Genomic DNA, 15269 nt, shown 5'->3' with positions numbered 1-15269 from the left:
CCCCCGCCGGAGAACCCGACGGGGGCGAGATTGACAGAGACAATCAGGCTTACGGCAGTTTATAAGCGATAACGTAATCGCCCAGTTTGGTGCCGAATGAACCGTGTCCGCCCGCCATAATCACCACATACTGCTTGCCATCGACCGCATAAGTCATCGGTGTGGCCTGACCACCCGCAGGCAGGCGTGCCTGCCACAGCAACTGACCATCACGGACGCTATAGGCGCGCAGATAGTTATCCAGCGTACCCGCCACGAAGAACACGTTACCGGCAGTGGTGACCGGGCCGCCTAACATCGGCACACCCATTTTGAACGGTAACGGCACCGGGGCGCTGTCACGCACCGTACCAATGCGTTTTTTCCAGACGATCTGATGATTTTGCAGGTTGATCGCGGAAACAAAGCCCCACGAAGGTTGCAGGCATGGCAGACCAAACGGTGACAGGAACGGATTCAGTTCCACACCATAAGGCACACCGTACATATGCTGCACGCCCGATTCGGAACCGGAGCCCGCAGCACCATCGGCACCCGGCTCAATCGGGTTGCCCGGACCACGCGGAATCAGTTTGGAGATAAACGGCATTGCCATCGGGTTGGCAATCGCAATTTGACGATCGGTATCCACCGCAATACCGCCCCATTCGAACATGCCGAAGTCACCTGGGAATACCAGCGTGCCCTGCTCAGAAGGCGGCGTAAACGGGCCTTCGTAGCGCAGACGATGGAACATCACGCGGCACACCAGCTGATCGAACATGGTGGCACCCCACATATCCTTGCCCTGCAATTTCTGCTGCGGACGGAAGGTCAGCTCAGAGAATGGCTGGTTGGGATTGAGATGATCACCTTTGGCCGGGCCTTGCGGAACCGGGGTTTCCGGTGCCGGGACCACTGGCTTGCCGGTTTCACGGTTCAGAACAAAAATGTTGCCGGTTTTAGCCGGGACATACACCACCGGAACGGTGTTGCCGTCTTTGTCAGTGATATCTGCCAGCGTCGGTTGTGACGGCAGATCCATATCCCACAGATCGTGGTGTACGGTCTGATAGAACCAGGCCAGTTTACCGGTGGAGGCATGCAGCGCTAACAACCCACTGGCAAAACGTTCCTGATCGGCGGTGCGATTGCCACCCCAGATATCTGGCGTGGACACACCCATCGGCAGATAGATGATGTCGCGTTTGGCATCGTAGGCTGCCGGAGCCCAGGAGTTCGGTGAGTTGGCGGTAAAGGTTTCGCCATCCGCTGGCAGCGCATTCGGATCTTTCGCGCCCGGATCGAAGGCCCACACCAGCTTGCCGCTGTTGATATCAAAACCACGGATAACACCAGAAGGTTCGCGCGTGGACAGGTTGTCAGTTACCGAACCCGCCACAATCACCATATTATCGGTCACGATCGGCGGAGATGTCGGCTCATAGCCGCCCGGATAGGCATTCGGCTGCTGATGTTGCAGATTCAGTTCGCCGTTGTTAGCGAAAGACGGGCAACGCTCACCGGTTTGCGCGTCGAGCGCGAACAGACGACCATCATCCACCGGCAGGAAGATACGACGTGCACAGCTGGCAGGCTGGCTGGCGCTGCCTTCTGCCACTGCTGACATTTCATGGTAAGAGACGCCACGGCAGGTAATGTGCTGGAAGGTCGGATCCGATTTCAGTTTGGGATCAAAGCGCCATTTCTCTTTGCCGCTCGCCGCATCCAGAGCAATCAGGATCTGGTGCGGGGTGCAGAGATACAGCATGTTGCCGACTTTCAGCGGCGTCACTTCGTTAGTGATTTCACCGGGGTCATTGGCGGTTTTGTGATCGCCGGTCTCAAACTGCCAGGCAACCTGCAAATCTTTAACGTTGTGCTCATTGATTTGTTGCAGCGGTGAGTAGCGCACCCCTTCCTGCGTACGGCCATACGCAGTCCAGTCTTCAGCCGGAACCGTGGAGGCAGCCGGTGCCTTATCGGTTAACGGCAGTTCGCCGTTGATTTCCTGCGGATCGTGCAGCGCAGAACCCGCCAGCAACGCCACATTCACCAACAGGGCGACCAGCATCGCACCGAGCGGCTTTTTGTTAGTGGTGGAGAATTGACGATAGCTGAAAGGCAGGATCAACCAGATACCCAACAACACCCAGATATCCAGACGCGGAACCAGCGTCCAGTAATCGCTCCCGGCTTCATGCCAGGCCCAGATAGCAGTAAGAAACAGAATCGCGGCGTAAAGATAGAGCGCGCTGCGCTTTTTCTTCAGCAACAGCCAGCTAAACGCCGCCATTGCCAGACCACTAATCAGGTAATAAGCACTGCCGCCCAGCGACAGTAACCAGACACCACCAATCAGCAGCCATGCAGCACAAAGCACTGAAAAGATGAGTGTTAACAAATTTAAAATTCGGGATGCCCGTGACATTTTATTAACCTTGCAGGGGGAAACGTGACAACTGTAAATAATTTACATCATTAGTGTAAACGTTATCACAAAGTATTTACATTATAATTCTGTGCTAATTTCCTCTAAAAATTACAAATTAACTTATTTATCAAATGTTTAATTGTTGTTATTTATTTCTGAATTGAAGTTATCGATATGGAGGGTTTGATGAAATGGAGTTTAAGTGGAAACGATATCACTCGTAGCTACCGTCTTGAGCGTCAATCCCTGGTGCGAATAAATTCGCACCTTACGCCTGTGGGGGCGGCATTTATGCCGACCAGGCCAATAATCGCACGGAGCCGTAGCGGCGCGATTTATCGCGCACAGTAGTGATGGGGCTACGCGCCCCCATCACTCAGTTTGCTCTTTTCAGCGTAATGCGCGTCAGTTCAGAAGGACGTCCTAAACGCACGGCCATGCCCGGCCACAGCGCCGTGCCGTTATTGACGTAGAGTTGCATACCTTCTACGGCATAAAGCCCGGAAACAAATCCACCATTCGGTTTAGCAAACAGGCGATCAAACCCGGCAATCAGGCCGCCGTGGGTGTGGCCGGATAGCTGTACATCCGCTCCCTGCGCCGCATTCTGGCGCGCGTTGCGCGGTTGATGGTCCAGCAACACCACCGGTGCATTGAGCGGCGCACCCGACAAGGCACGGGCCAAATCCGGTCCCGGCGCACCTCGGCCAGGGGCCGACGCATCGGTTACGCCGACAATGACCAGGCTGGCATCATCGCGGGTCACCACCGCATGGCTGTTAAGCAAGGGCTTCAGCCCGAGCGCGGCGAGATGTTCCGTCCAGCGCGCCTGCTCAAAGAAATATTCGTGATTGCCGGTAATGGCAAACACGCCATCAGGCGCGCTCAGGCCCTGTAACGGTGCAACATCATTGCGTCGATTGTTCAGCGTGCCATCAATCACATCACCGGTGACGACAATCAGGTCCACCTCCAGCGCCATCGCCTTCTCCACCATCTTCGCTGTCCATTTTCCATTAAACAGTTTGCTGATGTGTAAGTCCGTCAGCTGCAACAACTGATAACCTTCAAACTCAGCGGGCAGGTTTTTAATGTTGAAGACCACATCTTTCACCGGTGGGACGCGTATCGCCTGATGTACACCCACTGCGGCCAGCAGCATGGCGATGCCCCCAGCCAGGTAACGAACCTCGGGCGAAATCACCAGCGGATGCCCCGCCAACAGCGCGATCAGCCCCACCGCATCGATGAGCACCTGCAGCATGGCGAGAAACAGCACCGCGCAGAAAGCCCAGTTGAACAGGATAATCACCGGACGCGGCATTTCCGGCGACATGATGCTGCCGGAGGTAAAACGACTCAACCACAGATACTGCGTGGCAAGCAACACCACAGCCGAGAACAGAATCTTCACCCCAAGCGGCAACGCCAGGGGAGCGATAAAACGCGCGATGACATACCAGCCGGGTATGCTGAAAATCAGGTGAAACATCGTGATATTCCCTGGAAATTAGGCAAAGTTTTAGCGCGCTATTATCGGCGAAAAACATGGCAGCGACTTTTCAAAACTGGCGAAATCCGACGCCAGCTGCGCTGTAATTTTCAGCAAACGATTTCCATCTGGATGTACAGACGTCCAGATGTAGATTATAGTGCGCTCCCTGTACCCGACCTGTTACGCAGGTAGAGATCATCAGATTTTTAGAAAGGAACTTCGTTATGAATAAGAAATTAGTCTCCGTGCTGCTGGCTGCTTCAGTGACGCTACTCAGCGCCTGTAATAAAGACAGCAACAACAGTGTCAAAGTGGCGATCAACACCGGTCCCGATCAGGCACTGTGGGATACCGTAAAGCAGGTTGCCCATGACAAGTATCATCTGGATGTCGATGTGGTGGCCTTCAATGACTATGTGCAACCTAACGAAGCTCTGTTCAACAAAGATGTCGATGCCAATGCCTTCCAGAGCCTGCCTTATCTGGAAATGCAGTCAAAAGAGCGTGGTTACCATTTTGCGGTGATCACCAACACCTTTGTTTTCCCCATCGCTGGCTATTCACGCAAAATCAAATCGTTAAAAGATCTGCCTGATGGTGCCACTATCACTATTTCTAACGAAGCCACCACCCTCGGACGCAGCCTGCTGTTGTTGCAGGCCCAGGGGCTGATTAGCGTGAAACCCGAAGCCGGCCTGCTGCCAACCACACTCGACATCACCGCCAACCCGAAAAACCTTAAATTTGTTGGAGTGGACACACCGCAGCTGGCTCGTACGCTCGATGATCCGCAGGTCTACGTTTCCATCATCAATAATAACTTCGCGGCGCTGGCGAATCTCTCCGCCTCACGTGATGGCATGTTTATGGAAGGGAAAGCGTCCCCGTATGTGAACGCGATTGTGGCGCGTGAAGATAATAAAGACAGCCCGAATATTCAGAAGCTGAAAGAAGCGTTCCAGTCACCGGAAGTGCTTAATAAAGCGAACGAAATTTATAAAGGCGATATCATTAAAGGCTGGTAATTTTGTGACGGCGCAATTTATTGCGCCGTCACAGCCTATGCCGTTAATGCTTATAGGTTGCGAGTTTATCCTGCTGCATATCCCCCAACCCTTCTGATGGTTTCAGGTCACAGGCTTTGGGCAGCGTGGTGGTCAGCAGACCGGCTACCACCAGCGAACCCGCCAGCCAGCAGACCGCGACATTCTGTCCATAAAGCATGGTCATAATCCCGACCAGATACGGCCCGCAGAATCCGCCCAGATTACCCAAACCATTGATCACCCCACGCGCACTGCCCGCCACTTCCGGCGCGGCAATGCGGCCAGGGATAGACCAGAACGGGCTGGTAGCGGCCTTCAGGAAGAAACCACACACCACCAACGCGATATAGGCCGCCACCACGTTGCTGTGCAGGATAACCGAGGCCAGCAGCGCCGCCGCAAAGCAGAACAACGACACCATCACCCACAGACGACGTTTTCCGGTGCGGTCGCTTAACCATGAAATCGCATAGATACCCAGAATGGTCGCGACAAACGGCAAGGCCGCCAGCAAACCAATACCCGCCATATTCGATCCGGTCAGGTTTTTCAGAATACTCGGCAACCACAGGGTGTAACCGTAATCCCCGGTTTGATAGAAGAAATTCAGTGCTACCAGCTTCATCAGGCCCCGGTTACGAAACACCGCTTTTAAGGGCGCTTTGTTGACGGGCGCGATGGCACGCACCGCCGCACGCTCACGTCCCAGCTCACTGAGCAGCCAGGCTTTTTCCTTCTCAGGCAGCCAGCGCGCTTCTTCCGGACGGTCGCTGACCACCAGCCACCAGATCAGCAGGATCACCGCCGATAACAAGCCTTCAATAATAAACAGCCAGCGCCAGTCCAGTACGTTGATGATGTAGCCGGAGATTGGTGCGGTAAACATGCCACCTAACGGGGCAAACATCATCACGAAAGCATTGGCACGGCCCAGTTCTTTCTCGGGGAACCAGTTACTCACCATGGTTAATACCACGGGTAACATCCCCCCTTCCGATACGCCCAGTACAAAGCGTAGCGCCAGTAATTGATAGTGGTTGGTGACAAAACCGGTAGCGATGGAGACCAGCGTCCAGGCAACCAGCGACCAGGCGATAAAACGTTTACCGCTGCCGTTCACCGCCGTCCGGCCACCCGGCACCTGCAAAAACAGATATCCGATAAAGAAAATGCCGCTGACGATACCTGCCATCTGGCTGGTAATCGCCAGGTCCTGATCCATACCACCAGGGAGCGCAAAGCTGATATTGACGCGATCCATGAAGGAGACGATGCAAACAATCAAAATTGGTGCAATAACGCGATACCAACGTGTTCCGGGAATACGGTCCTGCATAATGCCCCCTTCGCCTTCGTGTAGATTCGTAGTTCTGCACTCTATTAAAGAGAATCTGGATATTATTTTTGCGATCTGAATCACTGCAAATCGTGTTAAGGAAAGCTGTTACACACAGCGTGATGTGGCGGTGCAAAGCGCGTGGTTAAACGCCTGGCGAGATGCGATGACAAAATAAAACCATCTGGCGACGCGAGTTCCGACTGTCATTCCTGCTCAGAATCGGCGCTCAGTCACAGGAGTTGTAACATCAGGTTGTAACAGGATTGTTGCCTTCTGCTCACCCGATGACATCCATAGTTGAATTTATGTCTCCTCAGTAACATCCAGAGGCCTGTTTCCCCGCAACCAAAAGTTAAGGATGATAGCCGTCCCGGAAAGGTCAGGTTCCCTATTCCGCTTTTCCTTTATTTCATTTGCGATTTTTTCGTAAGGGTGTTCTATGCAAAATAAAAGCACATTGCTTTTACTGGCTCTTTCTGTCGCCGTATTTGGCGTGATAACCACAGAAATTGCGATTATTGGTTTGCTGCCAAAATTAGTTTCACAACTTCATGTCACACCGACTCAGGTCGGTTTTCTGGTGAGCATCTATGCGGTAATTGTCGCTGTCACGGGTCCGTTTATTACGCTGCTGTTATCCGGTTTTAATAAGAAAAAGGTGTTACTGAGCATTCTGGGCGTATTTATTATTTCCAACCTGATTTACGCCACCACCGACATATTTAATCTGATGCTGTTGTTCCGCATTCTGCCCGCTCTCGCCCATGCGGTGTTCTTCGCCGTAGCGCTGGTGGTTGCCGCCAGTTCGGTGCCCAAAGAGCAAGCCGCGCATGCCACCGCCCGTGTATTTGCCGGTGTGGCGATCGGTCTGGTGCTGGGCGTACCGCTGAGCGGATTAATTGCCGATCATATTTCCCTGGCTGCGGCTTTTTATTTCGGCGCTGCCGCCTGTGTGCTGGCCTTTGCTGGCGTGTTGTTTCTCATGCCTTCCATGCCCGCCACACAAAAAGTATCCTTCGCCAGCCAATTATCGGTATTACGTAACGGTAAATTGTGGCTCACTATCGCCACCGTGACGTCGATATTCGCCGCCATGTTTTCCAGTTTCAGTTATATCGCCGATTATCTGTCAAACATTACGCAGCTGCATAACAATGCCATCAGCGCGATGCTTATTTTATTTGGTGTGTGTGGTTTTGTCGGCAATTTCGTCTTTAGCCACTTTTTGCAGAAAAATGTGGTAAAAACCACCCACCTCTATCCGGTGTTCTTTAGCGTGATTTTTCTGCTGGTGTGGTTATTTGGCTTTTCACCGCTGAGTATGTGTCTGCTGACGGTTTTCTGGGGAGCGTTCCACTCCTCGGGATTAGTGATCAGTCAGACCTGGCTGATGCGCGAAGCCAGCAAAGCGCCGGAATTCGCTAACAGCCTGTATATGTCTTTCTCAAATCTCGGCATCACCATCGGTTCCCTGACGGGCGGCTGGTTTATTGCGCACCTCGGCACCCATGCTGTAGTGCTGAGCAGCGTGATTTTCACCGTTCTGGCGTTAATCAGCATCGTGATAAAACATCGGGCCGACCACGCCAGCGTGCTGGTAGAGGAACTGGCGTAACCTGATTAATCCAGCAAGCCGTCTTCTGCCGCTTTCACCAGCGTATCCACCACATAACGGATGCGCGGCAGCAGCTGACGGCTTTTCGGCCACAACGCACTGATGGGCACTTCCCCGCCGGAATGCCCGGAAAGCACCTCACGTAACTCGCCACTGGCCAGATATTTTCCCACCAGCCACAACGGTAGCTGCGCCAGGCCACATCCGGCTAGCGTGGCCGCCAGCATGGCATCCCCATCCGCCAACTCATGCGTCGCGGGCGGGGTAAAACGCAGCATCTGCCCATTGCTTTGTTTCAGCAGCCAGGAAATAGGCTGATTACGGCGGAAACCGACCACACACTGGTGCTGGTTGAGTTCGGCAGGCGCAGCCGGTTCCCCCTGACGTTGCAGATAATCCGGCGCAGCACAAATCACCAGCTTCTGCGTGGTTAACCTGCGGGCCACCAGGCCGCTGCTGTCAGCCAGCTCACCAATGCGGATCACCAGATCGATGCCTTCATCAATGAGGTCAACAAAGCGCTCGCTGAATGTCACCGTCAGCGCCAGCTCCGGGAAGTCACGCGTAATTTGCAGCAGAATGGGCAGAATACGTTGCCGCCCAAAGGCGGCCGGGAGATCGACGCGCAGCCTGCCCGCAGGTTGCGAAATATGGGACGTCAGCTCGGCCTCGGCTTGCTCCAGAATATCGATGGCATTCTGGCAGCTGGAGAGAAAGCGTTCACCATCCGGTGTCAGGCTCAGTCTGCGCGTGGAGCGCTGGAAAAGACGCAGCCCGAGCCGCTCCTCAAGGCGACTGACGCTTTTACCCACCGCTGATTTGGTTAATCCCAGCCGTTCAGCCGCCGCCGTGAAGCTACCTAATTGCGCCGTGGTAACGAAGGCGGTGATGCTGCCGAGATGATCTGTTTTCCGCATAAGCGTGCGTCATTCCTCTTTATCCAGTGCCGGGATAAAAACATGTAATCATAAAAAAGGCCAGGGTATTAGCCTGGCCCGTTGCATGATTACTGCGCTTTCGCTTTTCGTCGTAGCAGACAAATAATGCCGATAATCGCCAGCACCAGGATAATCCCCCCGATGATGGCAGGCATCATCAGCGGTTGCAGGCGCGCCAGCAGTGGCGGATGGCCACCTTTGCGCACCCAGGCAACATCTTCCGCGGTGACGGTCACATTTGGATTGCCGTAGTTTTTCAGCACAAAGTTACTGATATCCGCCACCTGCTGATCGTTCAACTTATCAACATATGACGGTGAGCTAAAGCCTGGCATCAGCACCTGATGGTCTGCGGTATCGCGTTGTACGCCAAACAGAATTGCGGCAATCAGGTTGTTCGGATTGCGCATGCCCGTGGCGGTATTGTGGAACAACGATGGATAAGCCTGATTGGCGCTACCCGAGCCATCCGGCTGATGGCAACTGGCGCAATTGCCGCTGAATAATGCCTCGCCGTTGGTCAGGGAGAGATTGGCGTTATTGGGGTTGCGGCCCCGTACGCTATTCTCGATATCCATCGGAGCGCCCCAGCTGTAGGCCGGTTGCGTTTCACCCTCATCACGAATCGGGGCAGTACCTTTCAGGTAAACCGCAATGGCGTGCAAATCGCTATCCGGCAGATATTGCAGGCTGTGCTCAACCGCTTCTGCCATCCCGCCTGCGGCCTGATTTTTGCCCGCAGCACGACCGGTTTTCAGGTACTGCACCAGCTCGTCATCACTCCAGCCACCGATACCGCTTACCGGGTCTGAGGTGATATTTGGCGCATACCAGCTACCGAGCGGTCCGCCAGCCAGCGGACGATCCTGCTGCTCCTGCATCAGGAAACCACGCGGCGTATGACAGGTATTACAGTGTGCCAGACCGTTAACCAGGTAATTACCCCGGTTCCACTCCGCACTTTTGCTGCCATCGTTTTGCCACATTTTGTCGTTAGCGAACATCATGTTCCAGAAACGCATGCTAAAACGCAGGCTAAACGGGAACGGCAGGTCCGTTTGCGGATTATGTTGCTCGACAGCGGGTACACCGTGCTTCAGGTAATAATACAGGGCGTGCAGGTCGGCATCGGTCATCATGCTGTAGGAGGTATAAGGCATCGCCGGATACAACTGCGCACCATCAGCGCGTATACCATGCCGGACCGCAGCCGAGAACTGGGCTTCGGTATAATCCCCGATCCCACTTTTGGCTGGCGTGATGTTAGTGGCATAAATCACCCCCATCGGTGAAGCAATACCATAACCTCCGCTGAACGCGGTTTTACTGCCCGGCGCGGTATGGCATGCCTGGCAGTCTGACGCGATGGCAACCTGTTCACCCTGCTTCAGCAGGTTGGTATCGAGGGAATCAGCCTGCGCGCCAAAGGTGACCAAAGCCGCAAAGCCGGTGACGATTAGCGTCTTCATGCCATTGTCCTCATCCGCTGGGCGATATCCTGTGCCGCTTTCAAACCCAGAGCCGCCATCGTCAGGGTACTGTTCACCACGCTCGCTGACGGGATCGCTCCGCCACCCGGCAGCCACAGATTTTCGTGATCAAAGGCGCGGCAGTTACCATCCACCACCGCGTCTTTGCCGCTTTTACCCATGATCACACCACCCATAATATGGTTATTGGCATTCAGTCCTTTGCTGATGGTGAACTCCTTGCCATTAAACAGCTGGCCAATATGCTCCAGCTGGGCGTGGGAAACTTCAGCACCTTTACGCACATAATCGCCGACGTCGTAATAGATATCCGGGCAAGGCAGGCCATGCGGATCGTTGCGGGTTTTGCTTAAGGTCAGACGGTTTTCCGGGTCTGGCAGCGGTTCGAGACTGATAGAAATATCGACACTGTGAATCGAGCGGTAACGGATTTCCTCATCCAGCGCTTTCCCGACCAGCCCTTTTTTCAGCGCCTGCTGCGTCGCAGCAACTACGCGCGAGATATTGTTAAGAATCATTTTGTTAGCGGAGTAGTCGCGGCGGAAGTCACCATCGCGATAGCCCACCATGCAGCTGCTTTGTGCCGGGCCACGACCCAGCCACACCGGTTCTTCGGTCAGGAACGAGCAATGGAAGCCAGAGTGGTCCATCATGTTACGTCCCACCATATCCGAACCGTTAGCAATACCATTCGGGTTGCCGCCGTTCGCCGCCATCAGCAGCAGACGTGGCGTTTCAATACCGTTGCAGGCCAGCGCAAAGGCTTTGCCGGTGGCTTTATGTGATGCGCCGGAGCTGTCTTTCCAGTGCACTGCCGTCACGCGGTTATTACCGTCGGTATCAATTTTGTAAACCACGGCTTCGGCCAGCACCACGGCACCGGCGCGCTCCGCACGTTCGATGTGGTGGATACCGTTGTACATCGCCCCGATCGGGCAAATGGGCTGGCAGTTATTGTTACCACAGCAGGTAGGACGGCCCTCCCATGGGCGCGTGCTGCGTCCCTGGGGGATAGGCACCAGGTTGTAGCCATGCGGGTTAACCACGCTGGCAAAATAATTATCACCGTGGGCGAAAGGCACCATATCCATCGGGTAAGGCTGGCTACGCTCCGACGGCGATTGCATCGCCACATTGTTCGGACCTGCCACGCCAATTTCGCTTTCCGCACGGCAATACCAGGGTTCCAGCTCGTCATAGCTGATTGGCCAGTCGCGACCCACACCATATTTTGACTGCATCACAAAATCGCTGGGGTGGTGACGCCAGCACGATGCCGCCCAGTGCCAGGTGGTGCCGCCAACGGTTCGCAGGTAGCCCTGCTGAAAGCTGCCAGCATCCGGGCCGGTGACATTCACATAATTATTCGGTGGGAAATAAAGCGGCGCCGGGGCAAATTTCGATTGCGGATATAACCCCTGAAAATCAGAGCCAGCACGGTTAGCAAACGGCATGTTGCGCCAGTTTTCCACTGCCTGTGCACGATCAATACGTAAACCTGCTTCCAGTACCAGTACGGAATAGCCCTGGCTGACCAGCTCATTCGCCATCAAGCCACCCACCACTCCGGAGCCAACAATAACAATGTCTGCGGCAGCATCACCCTGCGCAGAAAAAATCGGTTTTTTCATGATTTTCGTCGTTTTTTATGAAAGGGAAATTTATAGCGAGTCAATCAGACTGCTGTGCTCATCCGGAATCGGTGCGGTCCACCAGATCGGACCGTTACCACAATAAGTCGGCACAATCAGGCCATCGCTGACGGTTTGATACATCAGCGCCTGTTTATAGGCGACCAGGGTGCCGTGATAGTCATTCCCCACCGTACCGGTGTACCAGGCGGTAACGATTTGGTAGAGGAAATCGTGCAGACCGGCATTATCGGCCTGATCCAGCAACTGCTGCGCGCTCATGCCAGGTTGCAGCAGCCGCGCCAACTGGGTGAGACGCGGGCCAAACTGCGCATCACGCTGACTGAATGCCTGAAAAAAACGCGCGGCCAGCACGGTATCCAGATGCTTATGTTCGGTGATGGCCTGGGAAATGCTGATGAACTCCTTCACTGCATCGCTGGCACTGAGGACGCTGGCGGCGAAGGCCCTGCCCGGCAGGGTGGCGACCGCACCGGTGAGTGTCAGACCAAGGGTCGCAAAGAGGAATTCCCTGCGAGTGGAACCGGTTCCATTTTTGGTTACAGAAACGGTTTCAGCTGGAATTTGTCGTTTCATGGGTTACCTGATGTTAATGCGAAAGGAACAATAAAGTTACGGGTAACATCCTACCGGTTAAGTTTCAAAACTGTTAACAGGTTTTTATAAAACACCTCATATTCACAGGGGGAATAGCACTAAATGATAACCCATTGTGAAATCGATTAATTTCCAGGCAACAAACAGACAACAAATAAGCACCACGATGATCCCGCGATTCATTTTGTTACACAGCGGGCTGAATACTTCATCATTTCTCCCGGATTGTATGGCGGGATGGAGGTCTGTCGCATTAACAAGGAGTTGCTATGAATCGTCGCCACTTTCTGACCGGGCTTGCTGCCAGCGTTTTCGTTGCGGGGCATACCCGGTTGGCTTTTGCCGCCCCGGCAGTTTCACGTGAAGTCATTCCTCTGTGGCAGGGACAACCGCCCGGCGGTGGCGGACCGACTGGCAACCTGAGCATTTCCGCAACCGGTGCTCAGCGCAATATCGCCCTCCCCACCCTGACGGTGATCAGGCCAGCGGTTGCGCGTGGTCAGGCCGTGCTGATCGCTGCGGGCGGTGGCTATAAACGCATTGAGATGGGTAAAGAGGCGTGGCCTGCTGCTGAGTGGCTGGTGGCACGCGGTATCGCTGCTTATGTACTCAGCTATCGTTTGCCGGGTGAAGGATGGAAAGATGGCAACAGGGTCTCACTACAGGATGCGCAACGGGCGCTGCGGATGGTTCGGCAACGCGAAAAACAGGTCAGCGTACTGGGCTTTTCGGCGGGCGCTCACCTTCTCGGGCTGGCCGCAACCCGCCCTGATTTTCCTTCCTATGCCCCACTGGATGATCTCGACCAGCTGCCAGCCCGTGCTGACCGGGCTGCACTGATTTATCCCATCATCACGCTTGAGCAACCCTACACCCACACCTCCACCCACCGGATTTTGGTTGGCCCGCATGCATCTGCCGCAGAGAATGCGGCCTGGTCAGTGCAAAGTTATGTGCGTCCTCAGTCACCGCCTTTTTTTCTGGTACAGGCAGAGGATGACCCGGTATCAAACCCTGAAAACACCCTGATTATGGAACACGCCTGTCAACAGCAGCACGTTGCCGTTGAGTTACATCGTTACAGCCGGGGTGGACATGGCTTTGGTATGGGAAGGCCCGGCACCCCTACCGTGGCGTGGCCGGGCCTGTATGAAAAGTGGCTATCGCGCCGGGTTTAGTGGTGCAGCATCTCGTCCACCACTTCAGCCTTTTGCATCTGCCACGGATAGTAGGTTGGCCAGTTGTCCATTTCCTTCAGCAACGCCTGCTGTGAGGTGTTGCCCATAAAAATATGAAAATGGGACGACTGACGTGGGCCGATGATGTGATCGCTGAACTGAACGTATTTGGGCGCGTGGCTGGCGGCGTCCTTGCAGCTAAACAGATAACGAACGCCTTTCTTGCCCGAGGCATAGGTCAGAATTTTGTGCCCATCATAGGCGTAATGGCAGGAACTGGATTGATCGCCGATGTGGAATTCCATCACCCCATTTTCAATACCAATGGTATCTACATTGGTGGCATAACCTTTGCGGTAATACTCTTTGATCTGGGCGAAGGTTTTGCTGTTGTCCTTCTCCACTTTTTTTCGCAGCACCGGGTCGAGGTCGCCATTGACCAGTAAAGGGTAAACCGACTGCCACACCCCTTCCCAGTCTGATAACGTCCTGTCCTGCACGTCATGATCAGCAAAAATCCCGTTTGCCGCCTGCTGCTCCTTCTCCGTCAGGGGTTTGCCATGCGCATGATCGCCGTGTGAAAACGCCTGAACGCTGATGGTCATAAGTCCCAGAGATAACGCTATTTTTTTAAATGTACCCATCACAACTGAACTCTCCATTGGCCAAAATAGTGATGTTATATCATAACAATTTGTAACGCAAAGTTTGCTCAGACACATCCTGCTAACTGAGGAAAAGACGGACAAAAAGCGCCGCACAGCAGGCCGGGCAAAAAAAAGCCCAAATTCATTTTGGGCCAATCGGACGTAGAGAATGTTTATTATGATGTGGCATGGAGAAATATTTACATACTTCTCATCAGGCAAACCCACATTAAACCAATGCTTAACAACTTATTTATAATATGGTGCGAAGTGATGTTGTTAGGCGCTGTCGCCGCCGCTAATTGTAATCAAATGAAAAAATATTCGCACAAAGTTAATTGAGTTGTGGCAGAAGGTTTCTTGCGTGTTAATTAGCAGTTAAAGCTAAAAGTCATCCAGCTAAAAGGTATTTATTATTCCTAACGGTGGTGATTACCTGCCGTGCGCAACCGTCGATTTTTATCAACGAAGATTAAACGACAACAACCCGATACCATACGTATAACTGGCTTAACAGTAGCGTTTGAGGAGTCAGATATGAAAGCATTAGTGAATGACATCATTTCTATTTTTACCGAAAAGACAATTAATCCGGTACTGGTCCGCTCAGGATTGTCTCACCGTGAAATTGCGTCGATCCACCCCGTAGGCGTGACCAGCGTGAGCTGGGTGACATCAATGGAAGAACTCAACGACGCCTTTGTGAAAAAGGCCCTGGAAGCCGGTGCAGTGGGTTACCACATCACCAATGTGGATTCCCATAAGCATGGCAATGAGGGTCAGCATGTGATGGCGGCCACCGCAACGCTGTATCACATCAATGACAAAGTGGCATATGGCTAACGCGCGTGAGACACAT

12 protein-coding genes are annotated in these 15269 nt (G+C 53.7%); 4 read left to right on the top strand and 8 right to left on the bottom strand.

Going from position 1 to position 15269, the window contains the following annotated elements:
* Nucleotides 1-49: 49 nt before the first annotated feature.
* Together HA50_RS29400 and HA50_RS29395 are read right to left on the bottom strand one after the other, a co-directional pair.
* Nucleotides 50-2410 (bottom strand): glucose/quinate/shikimate family membrane-bound PQQ-dependent dehydrogenase, encoded by a 2361-nt coding sequence (locus tag HA50_RS29400; protein ID WP_084880913.1) that lies wholly within the window; start codon nucleotides 2408-2410, stop codon nucleotides 50-52.
* Nucleotides 2411-2789: 379 nt separating this feature from the next.
* Nucleotides 2790-3905 (bottom strand): metallophosphoesterase, encoded by a 1116-nt coding sequence (locus HA50_RS29395; RefSeq protein WP_084880912.1) that lies wholly within the window; start codon nucleotides 3903-3905, stop codon nucleotides 2790-2792.
* Nucleotides 3906-4132: 227 nt separating this feature from the next.
* Here HA50_RS29395 and HA50_RS29390 point away from each other — a divergent pair, with 227 nt between their 5' ends.
* Nucleotides 4133-4933 carry a MetQ/NlpA family ABC transporter substrate-binding protein gene (locus HA50_RS29390; RefSeq protein WP_084880911.1) on the top strand — a complete coding sequence of 267 codons (801 nt, stop codon included), beginning with the start codon at nucleotides 4133-4135 and terminating at the stop codon, nucleotides 4931-4933.
* Between the two features lie 43 nt (nucleotides 4934-4976).
* Here HA50_RS29390 and HA50_RS29385 read toward each other — a convergent pair whose 3' ends face one another.
* Entirely contained in the window at nucleotides 4977-6290 is a 1314-nt protein-coding gene (locus HA50_RS29385; protein WP_084880910.1) for an MFS transporter, read from the bottom strand.
* A 442-nt stretch (nucleotides 6291-6732) separates the two neighbouring features.
* On the opposite strand from HA50_RS29385, the gene HA50_RS29380 reads away from it, so the two are divergent.
* Entirely contained in the window at nucleotides 6733-7908 is a 1176-nt protein-coding gene (locus HA50_RS29380; RefSeq protein ID WP_084880909.1) for an MFS transporter, read from the top strand.
* A 5-nt stretch (nucleotides 7909-7913) separates the two neighbouring features.
* Here HA50_RS29380 and HA50_RS29375 read toward each other — a convergent pair whose 3' ends face one another.
* From HA50_RS29375 to HA50_RS29360, 4 genes are all read right to left on the bottom strand, one after another.
* A complete protein-coding gene (locus HA50_RS29375) occupies nucleotides 7914-8825 on the bottom strand; it encodes a LysR family transcriptional regulator (RefSeq protein ID WP_084880908.1) in 912 nt (303 codons plus the stop codon).
* Between the two features lie 89 nt (nucleotides 8826-8914).
* Nucleotides 8915-10315, bottom strand: a complete 1401-nt coding sequence (locus HA50_RS29370) for a c-type cytochrome (protein ID WP_084880907.1) — start codon at nucleotides 10313-10315, stop codon at nucleotides 8915-8917.
* A complete protein-coding gene (locus tag HA50_RS29365; protein ID WP_084880906.1) occupies nucleotides 10312-11967 on the bottom strand; it encodes a GMC family oxidoreductase in 1656 nt (551 codons plus the stop codon). The genes HA50_RS29370 and HA50_RS29365 overlap by 4 nt, the downstream gene beginning before the upstream one ends.
* A gap of 30 nt (nucleotides 11968-11997) precedes the next feature.
* Nucleotides 11998-12564, bottom strand: a complete 567-nt coding sequence (locus HA50_RS29360; RefSeq protein WP_084880905.1) for a sugar dehydrogenase complex small subunit — start codon at nucleotides 12562-12564, stop codon at nucleotides 11998-12000.
* 290 nt (nucleotides 12565-12854) lie between these two features.
* Here HA50_RS29360 and HA50_RS29355 point away from each other — a divergent pair, with 290 nt between their 5' ends.
* Nucleotides 12855-13763, top strand: a complete 909-nt coding sequence (locus HA50_RS29355) for an alpha/beta hydrolase (RefSeq protein WP_084880904.1) — start codon at nucleotides 12855-12857, stop codon at nucleotides 13761-13763.
* Here HA50_RS29355 and zinT read toward each other — a convergent pair.
* Nucleotides 13760-14407 (bottom strand): metal-binding protein ZinT, encoded by a 648-nt coding sequence (gene zinT, locus HA50_RS29350; RefSeq protein ID WP_084880903.1) that lies wholly within the window; start codon nucleotides 14405-14407, stop codon nucleotides 13760-13762. The two genes, HA50_RS29355 and zinT, sit on opposite strands and share 4 nt — an antisense overlap.
* Before the next feature lie 540 nt (nucleotides 14408-14947).
* On the opposite strand from zinT, the gene HA50_RS29345 reads away from it, so the two are divergent.
* Entirely contained in the window at nucleotides 14948-15253 is a 306-nt protein-coding gene (locus HA50_RS29345; protein ID WP_084880902.1) for a YdgH/BhsA/McbA family protein, read from the top strand.
* Nucleotides 15254-15269: the final 16 nt, after the last annotated feature.

This window comes from Pantoea cypripedii, from assembly GCF_002095535.1.
Classification (GTDB): Bacteria; Pseudomonadota; Gammaproteobacteria; order Enterobacterales; family Enterobacteriaceae; genus Pantoea; species Pantoea cypripedii.
This window is presented reverse-complemented; position numbering and strand designations above follow the sequence as displayed.

What these genes read in the sequence shown, in the direction of transcription:
- HA50_RS29365 (WP_084880906.1), bottom strand. Translation starts at nt 11,967, where the DNA reads ATGAAAAAACCGATTTTTTCTGCGCAGGGTGATGCTGCCGCAGACATT.
- zinT (WP_084880903.1), bottom strand. Translation starts at nt 14,407, where the DNA reads ATGGGTACATTTAAAAAAATAGCGTTATCTCTGGGACTTATGACCATC.
- HA50_RS29385 (WP_084880910.1), bottom strand. Translation starts at nt 6,290, where the DNA reads ATGCAGGACCGTATTCCCGGAACACGTTGGTATCGCGTTATTGCACCA.
- HA50_RS29370 (WP_084880907.1), bottom strand. Translation starts at nt 10,315, where the DNA reads ATGAAGACGCTAATCGTCACCGGCTTTGCGGCTTTGGTCACCTTTGGC.
- HA50_RS29395 (WP_084880912.1), bottom strand. Translation starts at nt 3,905, where the DNA reads ATGTTTCACCTGATTTTCAGCATACCCGGCTGGTATGTCATCGCGCGT.
- HA50_RS29380 (WP_084880909.1), top strand. Translation starts at nt 6,733, where the DNA reads ATGCAAAATAAAAGCACATTGCTTTTACTGGCTCTTTCTGTCGCCGTA.
- HA50_RS29375 (WP_084880908.1), bottom strand. Translation starts at nt 8,825, where the DNA reads ATGCGGAAAACAGATCATCTCGGCAGCATCACCGCCTTCGTTACCACG.
- HA50_RS29345 (WP_084880902.1), top strand. Translation starts at nt 14,948, where the DNA reads ATGAAAGCATTAGTGAATGACATCATTTCTATTTTTACCGAAAAGACA.
- HA50_RS29360 (WP_084880905.1), bottom strand. Translation starts at nt 12,564, where the DNA reads ATGAAACGACAAATTCCAGCTGAAACCGTTTCTGTAACCAAAAATGGA.
- HA50_RS29355 (WP_084880904.1), top strand. Translation starts at nt 12,855, where the DNA reads ATGAATCGTCGCCACTTTCTGACCGGGCTTGCTGCCAGCGTTTTCGTT.
- HA50_RS29400 (WP_084880913.1), bottom strand. Translation starts at nt 2,410, where the DNA reads ATGTCACGGGCATCCCGAATTTTAAATTTGTTAACACTCATCTTTTCA.
- HA50_RS29390 (WP_084880911.1), top strand. Translation starts at nt 4,133, where the DNA reads ATGAATAAGAAATTAGTCTCCGTGCTGCTGGCTGCTTCAGTGACGCTA.